Origin of the sequence: Paracoccus sp. P2 (assembly GCF_046335115.1) — a bacterium.
GTDB classification, from domain to species: Bacteria; Pseudomonadota; Alphaproteobacteria; order Rhodobacterales; family Rhodobacteraceae; genus Paracoccus; species Paracoccus pantotrophus.
Window position 1 is genome coordinate 24108 of the sequence record NZ_JBGOSN010000018.1, and the last position, 14999, is coordinate 39106.

Annotated in this window: 16 protein-coding genes and 1 pseudogene; 3 read left to right on the forward strand and 14 right to left on the reverse strand. The window is 69.0% G+C overall.

Translation table 11 applies throughout. The features are described 5' to 3' along the window. Positions 1-1170, forward strand: coding sequence for a LysM peptidoglycan-binding domain-containing protein (locus ACDP63_RS12930; RefSeq protein WP_024842721.1), 1170 nt, complete (start codon positions 1-3; stop codon positions 1168-1170). 46 nt (positions 1171-1216) lie between these two features. Here ACDP63_RS12930 and kynU read toward each other — a convergent pair whose 3' ends face one another. From kynU to fliL, 14 genes and pseudogenes are all read right to left on the reverse strand, one after another. Further along, positions 1217-2461: a kynureninase gene (gene kynU, locus ACDP63_RS12935; protein ID WP_024842720.1), complete on the reverse strand. Its 1245-nt coding sequence runs from the start codon at positions 2459-2461 to the stop codon at positions 1217-1219. A gap of 17 nt (positions 2462-2478) precedes the next feature. Continuing rightward, complete coding sequence (locus ACDP63_RS12940) at positions 2479-3507, reverse strand: substrate-binding domain-containing protein (RefSeq protein ID WP_024842719.1); 1029 nt, start codon at positions 3505-3507, stop codon at positions 2479-2481. A 349-nt stretch (positions 3508-3856) separates the two neighbouring features. Then, on the reverse strand, positions 3857-4144 hold the full coding sequence (locus ACDP63_RS12945; RefSeq protein WP_028709784.1) for an I78 family peptidase inhibitor: 288 nt from the start codon (positions 4142-4144) through the stop codon (positions 3857-3859). A gap of 2 nt (positions 4145-4146) precedes the next feature. Then, entirely contained in the window at positions 4147-4485 is a 339-nt protein-coding gene (locus tag ACDP63_RS12950) for a hypothetical protein (protein ID WP_024842717.1), read from the reverse strand. Between the two features lie 214 nt (positions 4486-4699). Beyond that, positions 4700-5248, reverse strand: a pseudogene (locus ACDP63_RS12955) (TetR/AcrR family transcriptional regulator); the annotation flags it as partial. Between the two features lie 681 nt (positions 5249-5929). Then, a complete protein-coding gene (locus ACDP63_RS12960) occupies positions 5930-6316 on the reverse strand; it encodes a hypothetical protein (RefSeq protein ID WP_024842716.1) in 387 nt (128 codons plus the stop codon). Next, a complete protein-coding gene (flhB, locus tag ACDP63_RS12965) occupies positions 6313-7419 on the reverse strand; it encodes a flagellar type III secretion system protein FlhB (RefSeq protein ID WP_024842715.1) in 1107 nt (368 codons plus the stop codon). The genes ACDP63_RS12960 and flhB overlap by 4 nt, the downstream gene beginning before the upstream one ends. Next, the gene (locus ACDP63_RS12970) at positions 7416-8174 is read right to left on the reverse strand and encodes a flagellar biosynthetic protein FliR (protein ID WP_024842714.1); all 759 of its coding nucleotides are present in this window, start codon (positions 8172-8174) and stop codon (positions 7416-7418) included. Before ACDP63_RS12970 ends, flhB begins: the two co-directional genes overlap by 4 nt. Continuing rightward, positions 8171-10255, reverse strand: a complete 2085-nt coding sequence (locus tag ACDP63_RS12975) for a flagellar biosynthesis protein FlhA (RefSeq protein ID WP_024842713.1) — start codon at positions 10253-10255, stop codon at positions 8171-8173. The genes ACDP63_RS12970 and ACDP63_RS12975 overlap by 4 nt, the downstream gene beginning before the upstream one ends. Then, on the reverse strand, positions 10252-10515 hold the full coding sequence (locus ACDP63_RS12980) for a hypothetical protein (protein ID WP_231486588.1): 264 nt from the start codon (positions 10513-10515) through the stop codon (positions 10252-10254). Before ACDP63_RS12980 ends, ACDP63_RS12975 begins: the two co-directional genes overlap by 4 nt. A gap of 5 nt (positions 10516-10520) precedes the next feature. Further along, the gene (gene motA, locus ACDP63_RS12985; RefSeq protein WP_024842711.1) at positions 10521-11387 is read right to left on the reverse strand and encodes a flagellar motor stator protein MotA; all 867 of its coding nucleotides are present in this window, start codon (positions 11385-11387) and stop codon (positions 10521-10523) included. 8 nt (positions 11388-11395) lie between these two features. Then, a complete protein-coding gene (locus tag ACDP63_RS12990) occupies positions 11396-11938 on the reverse strand; it encodes a MotE family protein (protein WP_024842710.1) in 543 nt (180 codons plus the stop codon). After that, positions 11931-12278 carry a hypothetical protein gene (locus ACDP63_RS12995; protein WP_024842709.1) on the reverse strand — a complete coding sequence of 116 codons (348 nt, stop codon included), beginning with the start codon at positions 12276-12278 and terminating at the stop codon, positions 11931-11933. The genes ACDP63_RS12990 and ACDP63_RS12995 overlap by 8 nt, the downstream gene beginning before the upstream one ends. Continuing rightward, positions 12275-12757 (reverse strand): flagellar basal body-associated protein FliL, encoded by a 483-nt coding sequence (gene fliL / locus ACDP63_RS13000; RefSeq protein WP_024842708.1) that lies wholly within the window; start codon positions 12755-12757, stop codon positions 12275-12277. The genes ACDP63_RS12995 and fliL overlap by 4 nt, the downstream gene beginning before the upstream one ends. Positions 12758-12871: 114 nt before the next feature. Here fliL and fliF point away from each other — a divergent pair, with 114 nt between their 5' ends. Together fliF and ACDP63_RS13010 are read left to right on the forward strand one after the other, a co-directional pair. Continuing rightward, positions 12872-14440 (forward strand): flagellar basal-body MS-ring/collar protein FliF, encoded by a 1569-nt coding sequence (gene fliF, locus ACDP63_RS13005; RefSeq protein WP_024842707.1) that lies wholly within the window; start codon positions 12872-12874, stop codon positions 14438-14440. Beyond that, positions 14437-14997: a hypothetical protein gene (locus ACDP63_RS13010; protein ID WP_024842706.1), complete on the forward strand. Its 561-nt coding sequence runs from the start codon at positions 14437-14439 to the stop codon at positions 14995-14997. The genes fliF and ACDP63_RS13010 overlap by 4 nt, the downstream gene beginning before the upstream one ends. Positions 14998-14999 lie beyond the last annotated feature (2 nt).

A 14999-nucleotide genomic window follows, 5' to 3' on the forward strand; every position in this document is an offset into this window, starting at 1 on the left:
ATGATCAAGATCAGGCAGTTGGCGATGCTCGCCGGCGCTGCGATGGCGCTGGTGTCCTGCGGGCCGCAGGGTGGCCTGGATTTCAGCAATTTCGACCCCGACCTGCGGCGCTGGGGCCGGGGCGGGCTGGAAACTGCCGGCGCGGCCGCGCGCGCCCAGCCCCGCCCGGCGCCGGACCAGCGCGGCGTGATCTCCTATCCCGGCTACCAGGTCGCCATCGCGCGGCAGGGCGATACGGTGGCCACCATTGCCGCCCGGCTGGGGCTGAACGCGGCCGAGCTGGCCAGGTACAATGCCATCGAGGCCAATACCGTGCTGAATCCCGGCGCGGTGGTCGCCCTGCCGCGCCGCGTGGCTGCCGGGGCGCCTGCGGCGGCGCCCATCGTCTCCTCGACCGGGCAGGTCAGCGATCCCTTTGCCGGCCAGGGCGTCCGGCAGCCGGAGGTGCCCCCGGCCGCGGGGGCGGGGGCCGTGACCGCGCAGACCCTGCCGGCGGCAAGTCAGCCCAAGCAGCATGTCGTCGCGGCCGGCGAGACGGCCTGGTCCATCGCGCGCAAATACAATGTCTCGGTCAACGACCTGGCGCAGTGGAACGGGCTGCGGCAGGACATGACCCTGCGCATCGGCCAGCGCCTGCTGATCCCCGTGGCCGGGCAAAGCCGCCCCGCCACGGCAGTCGTCACCGCGCCCGGAACCGGCAGCCCGACGCCGCGCCCGCCTTCCTCGGCCGAGCCCCTGCCGAACGAGCGTACCCAGCCCGCCGCCAGTGCGGTGAACAAGCCGGCCGGCCCCGACCTGGGCAAGACCCGCACCGCCGCCTCGGGCAGCGGCAAGTTCCGCATGCCCGCCAACGGCGCCATCATCCGCACCTACCAGAAGGGCAAGAACGACGGCATCGACATTTCCGCGGCCCCCGGCAGCCCGGTTTCCGCCGCCGGCAGCGGCACCGTCGCCGCGATCACCCGCGACACCGACCAGGTGCCGATCATCGTCATCCGCCACGAGGGCAACCTGATGACCGTCTATGCCGGGCTCGAGGATGTCGCCGTGACCAAGGGGCAAAGCGTCAGCGCCGGCACCCCGCTGGGCAAGGCCCGCAGCCAGGGCGTCGTGCATTTCGAGGTGCGCAACGGCTTCGACAGTGTCGATCCCGAGAAATACCTGAACTAGGCCGCCCCGCGCGCCCGTGCCCTGCGGCGTGGGCGCAAGCCTTCTTTCAGGTCACGGCGGCGGGCCGGGCAAAGCGCGGGTCTTTCCAGCTTGCGCTTTTCAGAACCTCCTCCAGCGCCTCGACCGCGCGCAGCACGTCGACATGGCGCAGGTAGAGCGGCGCAAAGCCGAAGCGCAGCGTCGAGGGCGCGCGGAAATCGCCGATCACCCCGTGCGCGATCAGCGCCTGCATCACCGGCCAGGCATGGTCGTGGCCGAAGGCGACCTGGCTGCCGCGGCGGGCGGGCTCGCGCGGGCTTTCCAGCCTTAGCCCCAGCCCGGCGCAGCGCGCCTCGACCAGCTGGATGAACAGCTCGGTCAGGGCCAGGCTTTTCGCCCGCAGCGCCGCCATGTCCACCCCGTCCCAGATCGCCAGCGCGCCTTTCAGCGCCCGCATCGACAGGATCGGCTGGGTGCCGCATTGAAAGCGGCGGATGCCGGGGTCGCCCTCGTAGCCGGTCTCGAAGGCAAAGGGCCGGGCATGGCCCCACCAGCCGCTGAGCGGCTGGCGCGCCTGCCCCTGATGCCGGCGCGCGACATAGATAAAGGCCGGCGCACCCGGCCCGCCGTTCAGGTATTTATAGGTGCAGCCGACGGCGAAATCCGCCCCGGCAGCGTCCAGCTCGACCGGCAGCGCCCCGGCCGAATGGCACAGATCCCAGACAGCGATGGCGCCCGCCGCCTGGATGCGCGCGGTCAGCGCCGCCATGTCGCGCAATGCGCCGGTCTTGTAGTTCACATGGTTGACCAGCACCGCCGCGACATCGGCGTCCAGCATGTCCTCGATGGCCGGGCCGTCCACGCCCTCCAGCCGCAGCCGCGCGCCGGGCAGGGTCGAGACCACGCCCTCGGCGATATAGAGATCGGTCGGGAAGCTGCCGCTTTCCGCGACGATGGTGCGGCGCCCCGGCCGCAGCGCCATGGCGGCATGCAGCGCCTTGTAGATGTTGACCGAAGTGGTGTCGGCCACCACCACCTGCCCCGGCGCCGCGCCGATCAGCCGGCCGATGCGGTCGCCCAGCTCGATGGGCAGGTCGAACCAGCCGGCGCCGTTCCAGCTGCGGATCAGCCCGCCCGCCCATTCGTCGCGGGCGGCGCGCAGCAGCTCCTCCTGCGCGGCGCGGGTCGGCACCCCCAGGGAATTGCCGTCCAGATAGACCTCGTCCGGGGACAGGATGAAGGCGTCGCGCAGATGGCGCAGCGGATCCTGCGCGTCCATCGCCTCGATCGCGGCACGGTCGGGAAGGGTCATGGTCGGTCCTTGGCTGTTCATTCCGGCGCCGGGCCGGTCGAGTTGCGGATGATCAGCTCATGCGGGCCGACGCGCTGCAATTCCTTCAGCGGCCGGCCCTCCAGCAGGCCGGCCAGGCAATCGGCCAGCGGCTCCCAGCTGTCGCGCAGCGGCGCCTTGGTCACGCTGAGCGCCGGGAAGAAGGCCGAGGCGCGCAGCGCCGGCATGTGGTCGTCATGCGCCATCACCGAGACGTCGCCGGGGATCGACAGCCCCAGCGCCTCCAGTGCCTTGTAGACCCCCTTGGCGATATGGACATGGCTGCAGATGATCGCGGTGGGCCGCGGGCCGCCCAGGCGGAACATCTCGACGGTCGAGACCAGCCCCAGCGCCTCGGTCATCTCGCCGTGCCGGGTCAGCGCCGGGTCGAAGGCGATGCCGGCCTCCTCCAGCGCCCGGCGATAGCCGCGCAGCCGGGCCGAGGCGAAGCTCAGCCCCTGCCGGCCGTTGATCAGCGCGATGCGCCGGTGGCCCAGCCCGGTCAGGTGGCTGGCCATCTGGTAGAGGATGCCCTCGTTCTCGATGTCGAAATAGGCGTGGTCGGGCGCGGGGCCGATGCGGCCATGCACGACGAAGGGGATGGCGTTTTCCCGCAGGAAGGCCACGCGCGGGTCGTCGTCCGAGGGGCTGAACAGCACGAAACCGTCCAGAACCCCGTTGCCGATCAGGCGCTTGTAGACCTCGATGATCGGCTCTTGCGGGCGGGTGACATGCAGCACGAATTGCATGCCGCGACCCGAGAACTGTGCCGAAAGCCCGGCGACGCCCTCGATGAACAGCCCGTCCTCGGCCAGGTTGGTCGATTGCGGCACCACCAGCGCCACCATGCCCGAACGCCCGGTCACCAGCTTGCGCGCCGAGATATTGGCCTGATAGTTCAGCGACCGCGCCACGGCCTTGACCCGCTTGCGCGTCGTCTCGTTCACGTCGGAATGGTCGTTCAGCGCCCGGCTGGTCTGCGTGACCGACAGCCCGGCGGCCCGCGCGACATCCTTCAGCGTGGCCAATTCCCCAGCTCCCCCCTTGGGCCGGCGCCCGGCCGCCTGCTTGCCCCGGAAAATGTCTAGAACATCCGCCCCGCCCGGTCCATAGCCGCGATCCTGGGCATGGCGCGGGGCAAGGCACGGCCCTTGCCGGATCGGCCGCGCATTCGGAATGGGTCAAGCCCGGTGCGGCACGACCGGGCTGGCCGGTCCCATATCCTGACGGATGTCGCCGAAGGCGCGGCCCGGCAGAGCCGGCGGCCGGGGCATACGGCGTGCGCCCCACCCAAGGGGGCCCAGGGCCCGCGGCGGCGTCATGCCGCAAGCTCGCCGCATGGGGACGCGGCGGGCTCGCCCGCCGCCGCCATGCGTGTCAATAACAGCCGATCTTGGCGATCCGGCCGCTCTCGCCGATCTCGAAGTTCATCCGGTCGGCGCGGTAGTCCATCGTCACCGCATCGCGCGGGCCGATGATACGGGTGCCGGCGGGCAGGATCATCCTGTCCAGCACCGCGCGCGGCTGGCCGACCAGGCCGCGGAACGGCGCGGCGTTGCAGCTGTCAGCCTCTGGCCCCGGCGGCTGCGCCGGGGGCGGGGCCGCGACACAGGCAGCCAGCGCGCAAAGCGGTGCCAGCAGCAGGAAGCGGCCGATCCCCCGCATCGTCAGCCGCAATCGATGTTGTAGATATTGCCGGCCGCATCCAGCCGGAAGACGATGCGCAGCGGATCGTATTCCTGCGGCTCGATGCCGCGATATTCGACGACGCGATAGTCGCGGGTCACGCCCAGGGTCGGGATGATGCTGCCGGGCTGGCCCAGGGCCGAGACATAGTTCTTGGCATGGCAGGCGTCGGGTTCGCGCGATTCCAGCCCGCTGACACCGGCCACCGGCACGGGCGGCAGCGGCGCGACGGCCGGAACCGGCTCGGGCGCCGGCGCATAGGCCGGGGCGCAGGCGGCCAGGGGGGCAAGGGCAAGAAGCGCGATCAGGGCTCGGGTCATCGGCAATCATCCAGTAAGGGAATTCCTGGCGCGGCAGCATAAGGGCGCGGCGTGAGAATGAGAAGCGGCGCCTTGACGAATAGGGCGCGGCGTTGCCGCGAAACCGCGTGAGCCGCGGCCTATTCGGCCGCTTCGGCCAGCGCGTTCCGGCCATTGCATAGCAGGCCAGGAACATGGCCACCGCACTGCGGTTCACCTTGCGCAAAAGCTCCTTGTCCACCGATTGCGGTCCCAGGAACAGGGCGCGGTCGTGGATCGTGACCCCGGCCAGTTCGATCAGCTGGTCGGCGGCCAGTTCCAGGTCGGGAATGCGCAATTCGCCACGCTGGACGCAACGCTCCAGGTAGGCGATCAGCTGCTGGCGCAGAAGCGCCGGCCCCGATTCGTAATATTCCTGCGCGAGCGAGGGGAAACGCTCGGCCTCGCCCACGCTGACGCGGAAGATGCGCAGCCCGAATTCCGAGATCATATGCGCCGAGATGATCTGCACGATGAAGGGCAGGACCTGCTCGACCGGCAGTTCGACCTCGATCAGGGCGCTGGCATCGGCTGCCTCGCGGGCAAGCTCGTTGCGGAAAACCTCCATGAACATCACGCGCTTGTCGGGAAAATAGCTGTAAAGCGTCGCCTTGGACACAGCTGCCTCGCGGGCGATGTCATCGACACTCGCCCCTTCGAATCCATCGCGCAGGAAAATGGTCCGGGCGCCTTCCAGCACCTGCAAGAATTTGCGACCACGCGTTACCGGAAGAGCCTTAGGCATCCGCAAGAACCCCCTGATTACTCCTTAACTTGCCCTGCGTGTTCCGCAGAACGGAACTCAGACACCGTAACGCCGACGCAAATCGAGCCTTCCCGTTCATAAGGGCAAACCGGATTCGTTGCAAAGGTTCTGCGCGGTGAAGCGCAATATGTCTAAAAGTGTGGCCTGATTGGCCCAGCATTCCCCTTGGATCAATAACGAATCGCCTTTGCCGGGGGCCTTGTGACGCGGGCGGCAAAAACCTGAAGAAGCGGCGCATTCTTTTCCGGCCCGCATCGCTGCGCGCCGGCAGGATGGGAAGGCCGCGGCGGCGAGAAAAATTCTCAGGTGCCGTGCCCGCTTGGCGTGATTCGCCTGCGCGGGGCTCCGGTACCGGCCAGGGTCGCCGCCGCGGCCCGGCCGGCCGTCGGGCAAGGCGGGACGCTTGACCGGCCGGGACCGGGCCGACCTGGGCGCGCTTGCCTCCGGCCGTGGCGGCCTGCCGGCCAGGGCGGGTCTCTGCCCTCCGCCTTGCCGGGCAAGCGGCGTTTTGTCGCAGGCCCGTGCCGTCATCCGCTGCCCCGCCGCGCCCTGTCGCGCCGCGCCCGCGCGACCAGGTCCTTTCGCAGCGCCTGCACCGCCTCGCCNGTCTCTGCCCTCCGCCTTGCCGGGCAAGCGGCGTTTTGTCGCAGGCCCGTGCCGTCATCCGCTGCCCCGCCGCGCCCTGTCGCGCCGCGCCCGCGCGACCAGGTCCTTTCGCAGCGCCTGCACCGCCTCGCCGCGGCCGAATTCGCGCGCCGCCGCCTGCCGGGCCTGTTCATAGCCGGGCAGGATCCGGGCAAGCTCTTCCTCGGCGGCCAGCAGCGCCCGGCTGCGTTCCCGCGCCAGCAGGTTGGTCAGCCGCGCCTCGGCCACGGAAAACGGCTGGTCGGTGCGATAGATCGCCTGAAGCTCGGCCTCCAGCCGGTCGATCTGGTGGCGGATCGCCTCGACATGGGCGCGAAAGGCGGCCAGGCGGCGCATCTCCATATCCGCCTTGAGCCGGGCGATCCGCTCAAGCCCGGCCAGCGCATCGCGGCCCTGTCTCATCCTTCCTCCCGGCGGCGGGGGGCGCTGCCCCAGCCCTCGCGCGCCTTCTTGCGCATGGCCTCGGCAAAGCGGATCGCGGCGGCGACCGGGGCGAAATGCTCGGGCCTGATCTCGCACCCGATCTCGACCGTGGCATGCAATGCGCGGGCGCAAGGCGGGTCCGACCAGACCGGCACCTGGTGTTCCTGCGCGCGCTCGCGGATGCGGCGGGCGACCTCGTCCACGCCTTTCGCCAGGCAGACCGGCGCCCGGCCGCTGCCGCGCTTCCATTCCAGCGCCACGGCGAAATGCGTCGGGTTGACGATGATCACATCGGCCTTTTCGACATCGGCCAGCATGGTGCTGAGCACGATGTCCATGCCCTTCTGCCGGCGCGCGGCCTTCAGGTGCGGGTCGCCCTCATTCTCCTTGTGCTCGTCCTGCATTTCCTGGCGGGACATGCGGTGCCGCCTGAGATATTCCAGGCGCTTCCAGATCAGGTCGATGACGGCGAAAACCGCGCCGATCCCCAGCGCCAAGAGCACCGCCCGGCGCAGGATCAGGCCCAGCCCCTCGATCCATTGTAGATCCTGCATGCCGCCCGAGGCCATCAGCCAGGACAGGAGCGAGGCGTAAAGGAACCAGCCGCCCACCCCGACCAGCAGCGCCTTGCCCAGCGATATGGCAAAACCCACCAGCCCGCTCTTGCCGAATTTCTGGCCGGCATTCCTGACCGGGTTGATGCGTTTGAAATCCGGCAGCAGCTTCTTGGGCGTCAGTACGACCGAGCCCTGGGCCACCATGCCCAGCAGGATCGGCAAGGCCATGATCGCGACCCCGGCCAGGGTCGCCAGCCCGGCCTGTCCCGCCAGCGCGCGGGCCAGGTCGGTGACGGCGCGGCCCGCGCCCTCGGGCCAGGGCTCGGCGCCAAGCGCGCGCGCGGCCATGCCGATCCAGGCCGGCGCGGCCCAGGCGGTGGCGAACAGCGCCGCGAACCAGAAGCCCAGATACATCAGCGCCGATTGCAGCTCGGCCGAGCGCGGGACATCGCCCTCCTGCCGTGCCTTGCGCAGCTTGCTTTCCGAGGCGTCGAACTGCTTGTCGTCGTTGCTTTCCCGGCTCATCGCAGCAGCGTTCCCATCTTGCCAAGGACCGCGTCGGCCCAGATCGACAGGATCGAGGGCGCCAGCACGACCAGCGCCAGCAGGGCCAGCAGAATCGCGCCGGGGGCGACGATGAAGACGACCGGCAGCGTGGGCATGACCTTGCTGATCATGCCCGACAGCACCTGGAACAGGAATCCGCCCAGGATGAACGGGGCCGCCAACAGCATGGCCAGGACGAACCCCTGCCGGACCAGCGCGACGGCGCTGGACAGCACCTCGGAGACCTGCGGCCAGTCGCCCAGAGGCCGCAGCACCAGGCTTTCGCGCAAGAGATCGAAGGCGAGGATCGGAAAGCCCAGGGCCATCAGCAGGGCGAGGCCCGCCAGGTGCAGCAGGTTGCCGATCGGATGCGGGGAATATTCGTTGGCGGCGCCGATCAGCTGCGACAGCGATGCGGTCGCGGCCATGGCCGTCGCCGCGATGTCCAGCGCAACCGCGAAGAGCCGCACCAGCCCGCCCAGAACCAGCCCGGTCAGGATCTCGGCCCCGGCCAGGGCGGCCAGGTGCAGCAGGCTGCCGATGTCCCCCAGGGGCCGCGCGCTCTCCGCCAGCAGGGGCGTGACCGCCATGGCCAGCGCGGTGCGCACCCGCACCGGCAGGGCGCGCTCCGAGAAGACCGGCAGCATCGCGAAACAGGCCTGCACCCGGCAATAGGTCAGCATCAGCGCGGCCAGCATGGCCGCCAGGCGCGGATCGGCCAGGAATTGCGTCATGGCGCCACCGTCCCCCGCAGCCGGATCTGCGCGGCGGGGTCGATCTCGTCCAGCCCCAGCACCGGTGTCGCGATCCCGGCCGAGGTCAGCATCATCCGCACCAGGCGCCGGCGATGGTCGGGCACGGCAAGCACCACCTCCAGGCCGGGCGGCAGCTCGGCCAGGGTGGCCTGCACGGCTTCGGCCAGGCGTTTCTGGATCTGCGGGACGGCATTGGTCCCGGCCCTGGCGCCTTCGGCCTCGTTGCGGGCGATCTCGGCCTCCCATTGCGGATGCAGTTGCAGCAACCCCAGATAACCGTCCTGATCCAGGAACTGTTCGGTGATCTGGCCGCGCAGCCGCTTGCGGACCTGTTCATAGACGGCCTCGGGCGAGGCGGCGTTGCGCGATTCGTGAACCGCGTCGGTGATGAGAACCAGGTTGCGGACCGAGATGCGTTCCTCCAGCAGACCGCGCAGCACGGCCAGCAGCATCTCGGGCGACACCTTGTCGGGCACCATGCTGTCGAAGAAGCGCTGGTTGACCTGGGCGCGATGCTCGTCCGACACGCCGCACAGCTCGCGGATCATGCGTTGCATCGAGGACAGGGTCAGAAGCGCGGGCAGGTTGGTCTTGACCACCTCCATCAGATGCGTGGACAGCACCTCCATCGGGGTGACGACCGTGGCGCCTGCGATCGCCGCCTCGTCCTGCCATTCCGGCGCGATCCAGCGCGCGGCGCTGCCGTAGACCGGTTCGCGCACGCTTTCGCCCGCAAGCCCCTCGAGCGTGGATTCCGCGCCCAGCGCCAACACGCCCTGCGGCCGCAGGACGCCCTTGCCGCGCACCACCCCGTGCAGGCGGATGACATATTCGCCGTCCTGGAAGCCGGTGCCGTCGGTGATGCGGACATCGGGCAGGATCAGCCCGTAGGCGCGGGCGACATGCAGCCGCAGGTTGGTGATGCGCTGGCCCAGCCCGCGCGCCGGGTCCAGCGCGCTGACGATCAGGCCCGCGCCGATCTCGACGCAGATCTCGTCGGTGTCCAGCACGTCGCCGATGCGGGTCGGCGCGGGCGCTGCGCTCCGGGGCTTGTCCGGCGCTACCCTGGGGGCCGGCCGGTCCTGGCGGGTGCGGATGAACCAGGCCGTCGTGCCCAGCACCGCCGCCAGGCCGAAGAACACCGGCGTCGGCATGCCGGGGACCAGGCCGATGACCAGCATCCCCGCCGCGCTGATGAAGGGAACCTGCCAGTTGCTGAGGAATTGCTGCGACAGCAGGTCTGCCGTCGTCTCGGTGGCGCCGCCGCGCGACAGCAGCAGAGCCGCGGCCATCGAGGTGATCAGCGCCGGAACCTGGCTGACCAGCCCGTCGCCGATGGTCAGCTTGGAATAGGTGCTCATCGCCTCGCCCAGGGGCATGCCGTGCAAAAGCACGCCCGCGGCCAGGCCGACGAACAGGTTGATCAGCGTGATGACCAGGCCGGCGATGGCATCGCCCTTGACGAATTTCGACGCGCCGTCGAGCGAGCCGAAGAAGCTGATCTCGCGCTGTTCGCGGGCGCGGCGGCGCTTGGCCTCGTCATGGTCGATGGCGCCCGAGTTCAGGTCGCCGTCGATGGCCAGCTGCTTGCCGGGCAGCGAATCCAGCGCGAAGCGGGCCGAGACCTCGGCCATGCGCCCCGACCCCTTGGTGATGACCATGAAGTTCACCACCGTGATCACAGCAAAGACCGTCAGCCCCACCAGGAGCGAGCCGCCGGCGACGAATTCGGCAAAGGCCTGGATTACGTGGCCGGCGGCGGCGGTGCCGCTTTGTCCGTCGGTCAGGATCAGCCGGGTCGACGAGATGTTGAGCGACAGCCGGATCAGCAGCGAGACCAGCAGCAGGACCGGGAAGGCCTGGAAATCGGTGGGCTTCTCCACCAGCGAGGCCATGACCAGGATCAGCGTCGCGCTGGCGATGGAGAGCGCGATTCCCAGGTCCAGCAGCCGCGCCGGCATGGGGATGACCATGGACAGCACGATCAGCAGCAAGACCCCGGTGATGATCAGCGGCCGGGCGGCCCAGCCCGTGCCTGCGCCTGTCTCGGCAATGCTCATTCCTGGGCTCCCTGGGGTCTGGCGGGCTCAAGCAGGCGCTCGATGCTCCAGGCCGGTCCGGCCAGCATGCCCGACCGCCTGAGAAAGATCAGGACCTCAATCCGGTCCGCGGGCGAAAGCCGCATCAGCCGGTCGCCCATGTCCGCCGGCAGCGGCTCGCCGTAAAGCAGCCGGTCGGTCGCCTCGCGGATCAGGCCGTCGCGGGTCGGTAGCCCGGCCGGGACGGGCTCGGCGGCGAATGCCGCGGCCAGGATCAGCATTGCGATCACGATGCCCTCTTCAGTTCGCGCAGCGCGTTCTCGACATCGCCGAACGAGGGGCGGACATGTTCGGGCGCGGATTGCCGGCCCACCTCGACGCAAAGATTGGTCGCATGCTGGTGCAGGCCGGCGATCAGCACCGATTTGATCACGTCGTAGAAGGCCTGGTCCTGCTTGGTCACCGCCCCGAGCCGCTGGGCGAAGGGCGCGACGAGCGCATAGGCCAGGAACACGCCCAGGAACGTGCCGACCAGGGCCCCGCCGATCATCTTGCCCAGCACCTCGGGCGGCTGGTCGATCGAGCTCATGGTCTTGATCACGCCCAGGACGGCGGCGACGATCCCTAGCGCCGGCAGCGCGTCGGCCATGTTCTGCAAGGCGTGGGGCGCGTGCATGGATTCCTCGTTCATCAGGCCGATGCGTTGCGACAGCATCTCCTCGACCTGATAGGGGTCGTCGTAGTTCAGGCTGGCGGATCGCAGCGTGTCGGCGATCAGCGTCACCACATGCTCGTCGGCCAGGATCCGCGGATAGGCCTGGAAGATCGGCGAGGCGCCGGGGCTCTCGATATGCTCCTCCAGCTCGACAGGGCTGGCGCGGGCGATCCGCAGCAGCTGGAACAGCAGGCACAACACGTCCTGCACGTCGGATTCATGCCAGCGCGGCCCCTTGAGCGAGCGGCCGATGCCGCCCAGCGCCTGCTTGATCACCGCCGTCTCGTTCGACAGCAGGAACGAGCCGATCGCCGCCCCGCCGATCATCATCATCTCGAAGGGCAGCGAATGCAGGATGACCCCCAGCTTTCCGCCGGCCAGGAGATAGCCGCCGAAGACCATCGCGAAGGTCACGACAATGCCGATCATGCCGAACATCTGTTCACCTACTTCCCGGCGGCCCGCAGGGCGCCCATGTATGAGGTCAGGACCGCGGCATGGCCCGGCTCGACCGAGGCCATGATGCGGGCACCGGTTTCCGGCTGGACGCGGGCCAGGATCTGCGCGGCGAAATCCGGCGGCAGGTTCGACAGGACCATGGCCGCCTGTTCCGGCTTCATCTGGTCGTAGACCGCGATCAGCCGCGCGATGTCCTCGGTCTGCGCTTGGCTTTGGCCGCGGCTGTTCTGGGCGATCTGCTGCCTAATCTTGCGCAGCTCGACCAGCCGCTCGGTCAGCCGCTTTTCGGCCGCGCCGATCTCGGCCTTGCGCCGCTCGATGTCCTGCATGTAGCGGTCGATGCGCAGGGCGCGCTCGCGCAGCGTCTCGGCCAGGGCCACCGCCTCGGGGACATCGGAGCAGCCGGCCATCAGCTCGGACGGCACGGCATGGGCCGACAGCCGCGACAGCCCATCCATCAGCATCGCCGCCTGGCCGGCCGCGGCCAGGATCATCACGCCGCCCAGGATCGACAGGACCGGCCTACGCATCCACCACCGCCCCTTCGCGCCGGCGGCGGCGTTGCAGCCGGTTTGACCGCTGCGGGCCGGGCTCGGCGAATTTCTGTTGCAGCATCCAGAAGGCGCGCTCCTGTTTGGCGCGTTCGATCTCCTCGGCCAGGGCCTGGGTCGCTGCGGTGGCCTCGGCCTTGGCCAGCAGGATGGATTTCTCCAGCCGGCCGATCTCGCTGGTCATGACGGCGATGGCGCCGCCCAGGCCGGTCTCCAGGTCGTTCAGCTTGCGCAGCCGGCGGGCCAGCATGAAGCAGAATGCCGACAGCCCGATGGTAAAGGTGATCAGAACGACTTGTAAAAGCTGGGCAATCGTCATTGGATCCTGAACTCCGTGATGAGGACATCGGTGAACGCCTCCTTGCCCAGGACGAAGACGGCGCGCGTCGCCAGCTCGTCCCGGACGATGTCCAATATTCCGCGTTTCTCGAAAGCGGCTGGGTCGATGTCGGTGAGAAAGCCGTTGAAGCTGTCCAGCAGGCGCGGGATCAGGTGCTCGACCTCGGCGCGGCGGTTCTGGTCGGTCTCGATCTTGACCGTCATCACCAGCGTCCGCCCCCGTGGCCCGGCCAGCGTCAGCACGATCTGGGGAATATCGACGAAGGCCACGGCCGGCGCGGTCATGGTCTGCACCTTTTCCGGCTTCGGCCCCAGAAGCGACAGGGGCGACCAGAATCCCAGCCAGGTCGAGGCAAAGCCCGCCCCGCCCAGGACCAGGGCCAACCCCAGCGGCAGCAGGATGCGCCCGATCCCCCCGCCGGGTTTTTCTTCCGCGTTGATGTCGGCGACATCGGTCATGGTGATTCTCCGTCCGTCCGGGGACTGGATAACACCCGCGGGCTAACCAATTCTTAATCGCCCCCGTGCCATGAAGGTCGCGACAAGGATAACGGCGATTCGAAGGGGACGGTTTTGCTGAAGCTGCAGGACTACTGGCGCGAAAGAAGCGCAAGACAAAGGGCCGTGCTGGCGGCTGCCTTCCTGTTCACCTTTGCCGCCATTGCCGGGCTTTCCTGGCTGGCCAGCCGGCCCGGCATGGCGCTGCTGTATTCGGGGCTGGATTCGCAGCAATCCGGCGCGGTCATGGCCGCGGTCGAGAAATCCGGCATCCCCTACCAGATCCGGGGCGATTCGATCTGGGTCGCGGAAAGCCGGCGCGACGAATTGCGCATGATGCTGGCCGGCGAGGGGCTGCCCTCGGCCGGCGGCAAGGGCTATGAAATCCTGGACGGCATGTCGGGTTTCGGCACCACCTCGCAGATGTTCGACGCTGCCTATTGGCGCGCCAAGGAGGGCGAGCTGGCGCGCACCATCCTGGCCCTGCCGAACGTCAAGGCGGCGCGCGTGCACCTGGCCGTGCCGCAGGGCCGCGGCTATCGGCGCGAGGCCGAGGCGACCGCCTCGGTCACGCTGACGACCGACGGCACGCCGATCAACCGCAGCCAGGCCAAGGCGCTGAAGTTCCTGGTCTCCTCGGGCGTGCCGGGCATGTCGGCGGACCGTGTGGCGGTGATCGACAGCGAACGCGGCGTCATTTCCTCGGGCGAGGATTTCGCCGGCGAGGACCGCGAGGCCGAGATGAAGCGCAATGTCGAGCGCATCCTGGCCGCGCATGTCGGCCATGGCAATGCCATCGTCGAACTGCACCTGGACGTGGTCAACGAATCCGAGTTCCTGACCGAGCAACGCTTCGACCCGCAGGAGCGTGCGCTGATCTCGCAGGAAAGCGAGGAAAGCGCCGATGAAAGCAGCAATGCGCAGCAGAGCGCGGTTACGGCCGCGTCGAACCTGCCCGAAGGCCAGGAGAATGCCGGCGACCAAGGCCGCTCCTCGCGGTCGGAAACCCGCCAGCGTTCGAATTTCGAGGTCAGCAAGGTCACGCGCGAGGTGACACGCCAGCCCGGCGCCACCCGCCGCCTGACCGTCGCCGTGCTGGTAAACGGCACCGCCCGGACCGAGGCCAATGGCGAAACCATGCTGGTGCCGCGAGAAGAGGCCGAGCTTCAGGCGATCCGCGAACTCGTCGCCTCGGCCGTGGGCTTCGACGAGGCGCGGGGCGATGCGATCACGGTGAAATCGCTGGCCTTCGCCTCGCTTTCCGAGGCGGGCACCCTGGCCAGAACCGGCGGCCTGCTGTCCAAGCTGGACCTGAACGGGCTGATCCGCATCGCGCTGGTCGGCCTTTTCGCGCTGGCGCTGGCGGCCTTCCTGCTGCGTCCGCTGCTGCGCTCGAGGCCCGCGGGCCATCCGGCGCAGGCCATGCTGGACCATTCCGAACCTCCGGCGGCGCTTGCGGTTGCCAGGGCCGAGGGCAGCCCTCCTCCGTCCCAGGCCAATGTCGTGCCCGAGATCGACTTTACGCCCATGGGGGCAGAGGACGGCGATCCGGTCACCCGGCTCAAGGATCTGATGAAATCGCGCAAGGACGAAAGCCTGCAGATCCTGTCGGGCTGGATCGAGAAACGTGAGGATGCGCTATGAGCCCCGCCGCGCTTCGGCTTGATTCCTTTTCCTTGGGCGCCGCGGGTGCCGGTGGGCTGGCACCCGCGGCCGAGCGCGAGGAAGCCTTTCAATGCGGTTATGAAAAGGGCTTGGCCGAGGGACGCGAGGCCAGCTTGGATGCGCTGACCCAGGCGCTGGCCGACCTGCGCTGCGACATGCGGATCGGCCAGGAAAAAGAGGTCGCGTTGCGCGCCGAGCTTCGCAAGGCGCTGGCGCCGGTGCTGCATGCATTGGTGGATGTGCTTGGCCCGCGCTCGCAAAGGGAGCGGCTGCGGCTGGCCTTGGCCGATGAGGTGGCGCGGATCGTCGAACACGCGCCGGACCGCGCGCTGGTGGTCCGTTGCCCGCAAGACCTGCAACCCGACCTTGCCGACTGCCTGGGCCGCGGGCAGTTTCCCCAGGTGCGGATCGAGAACCTGCCGCCGGGGCGGGAGATGGTCGAGCTGGTCGCGGGCCAGGGCACGATCCTCTTCGATCCTGCGGCGGCTTGCGCGGAACTGAAGGCCATCATCGACGACATCAAGACCGGGGACTGATC

Bases quoted from the DNA above. Each gene is read 5' to 3' on its own strand.
- ACDP63_RS12950 (WP_024842717.1), bottom strand. From the start codon at position 4,485: ATGACCCGAGCCCTGATCGCGCTTCTTGCCCTTGCCCCCCTGGCCGCC.
- ACDP63_RS12975 (WP_024842713.1), bottom strand. From the start codon at position 10,255: ATGAGCATTGCCGAGACAGGCGCAGGCACGGGCTGGGCCGCCCGGCCG.
- ACDP63_RS12990 (WP_024842710.1), bottom strand. From the start codon at position 11,938: ATGCGTAGGCCGGTCCTGTCGATCCTGGGCGGCGTGATGATCCTGGCC.
- ACDP63_RS12960 (WP_024842716.1), bottom strand. From the start codon at position 6,316: ATGAGACAGGGCCGCGATGCGCTGGCCGGGCTTGAGCGGATCGCCCGG.
- fliL (WP_024842708.1), bottom strand. From the start codon at position 12,757: ATGACCGATGTCGCCGACATCAACGCGGAAGAAAAACCCGGCGGGGGG.
- kynU (WP_024842720.1), bottom strand. From the start codon at position 2,461: ATGACCCTTCCCGACCGTGCCGCGATCGAGGCGATGGACGCGCAGGAT.
- ACDP63_RS12970 (WP_024842714.1), bottom strand. From the start codon at position 8,174: ATGACGCAATTCCTGGCCGATCCGCGCCTGGCGGCCATGCTGGCCGCG.
- ACDP63_RS12980 (WP_231486588.1), bottom strand. From the start codon at position 10,515: ATGCTGATCCTGGCCGCGGCATTCGCCGCCGAGCCCGTCCCGGCCGGG.
- ACDP63_RS12930 (WP_024842721.1), top strand. From the start codon at position 1: ATGATCAAGATCAGGCAGTTGGCGATGCTCGCCGGCGCTGCGATGGCG.
- ACDP63_RS12995 (WP_024842709.1), bottom strand. From the start codon at position 12,278: ATGACGATTGCCCAGCTTTTACAAGTCGTTCTGATCACCTTTACCATC.
- motA (WP_024842711.1), bottom strand. From the start codon at position 11,387: ATGTTCGGCATGATCGGCATTGTCGTGACCTTCGCGATGGTCTTCGGC.
- flhB (WP_024842715.1), bottom strand. From the start codon at position 7,419: ATGAGCCGGGAAAGCAACGACGACAAGCAGTTCGACGCCTCGGAAAGC.
- ACDP63_RS13010 (WP_024842706.1), top strand. From the start codon at position 14,437: ATGAGCCCCGCCGCGCTTCGGCTTGATTCCTTTTCCTTGGGCGCCGCG.
- ACDP63_RS12945 (WP_028709784.1), bottom strand. From the start codon at position 4,144: ATGCGGGGGATCGGCCGCTTCCTGCTGCTGGCACCGCTTTGCGCGCTG.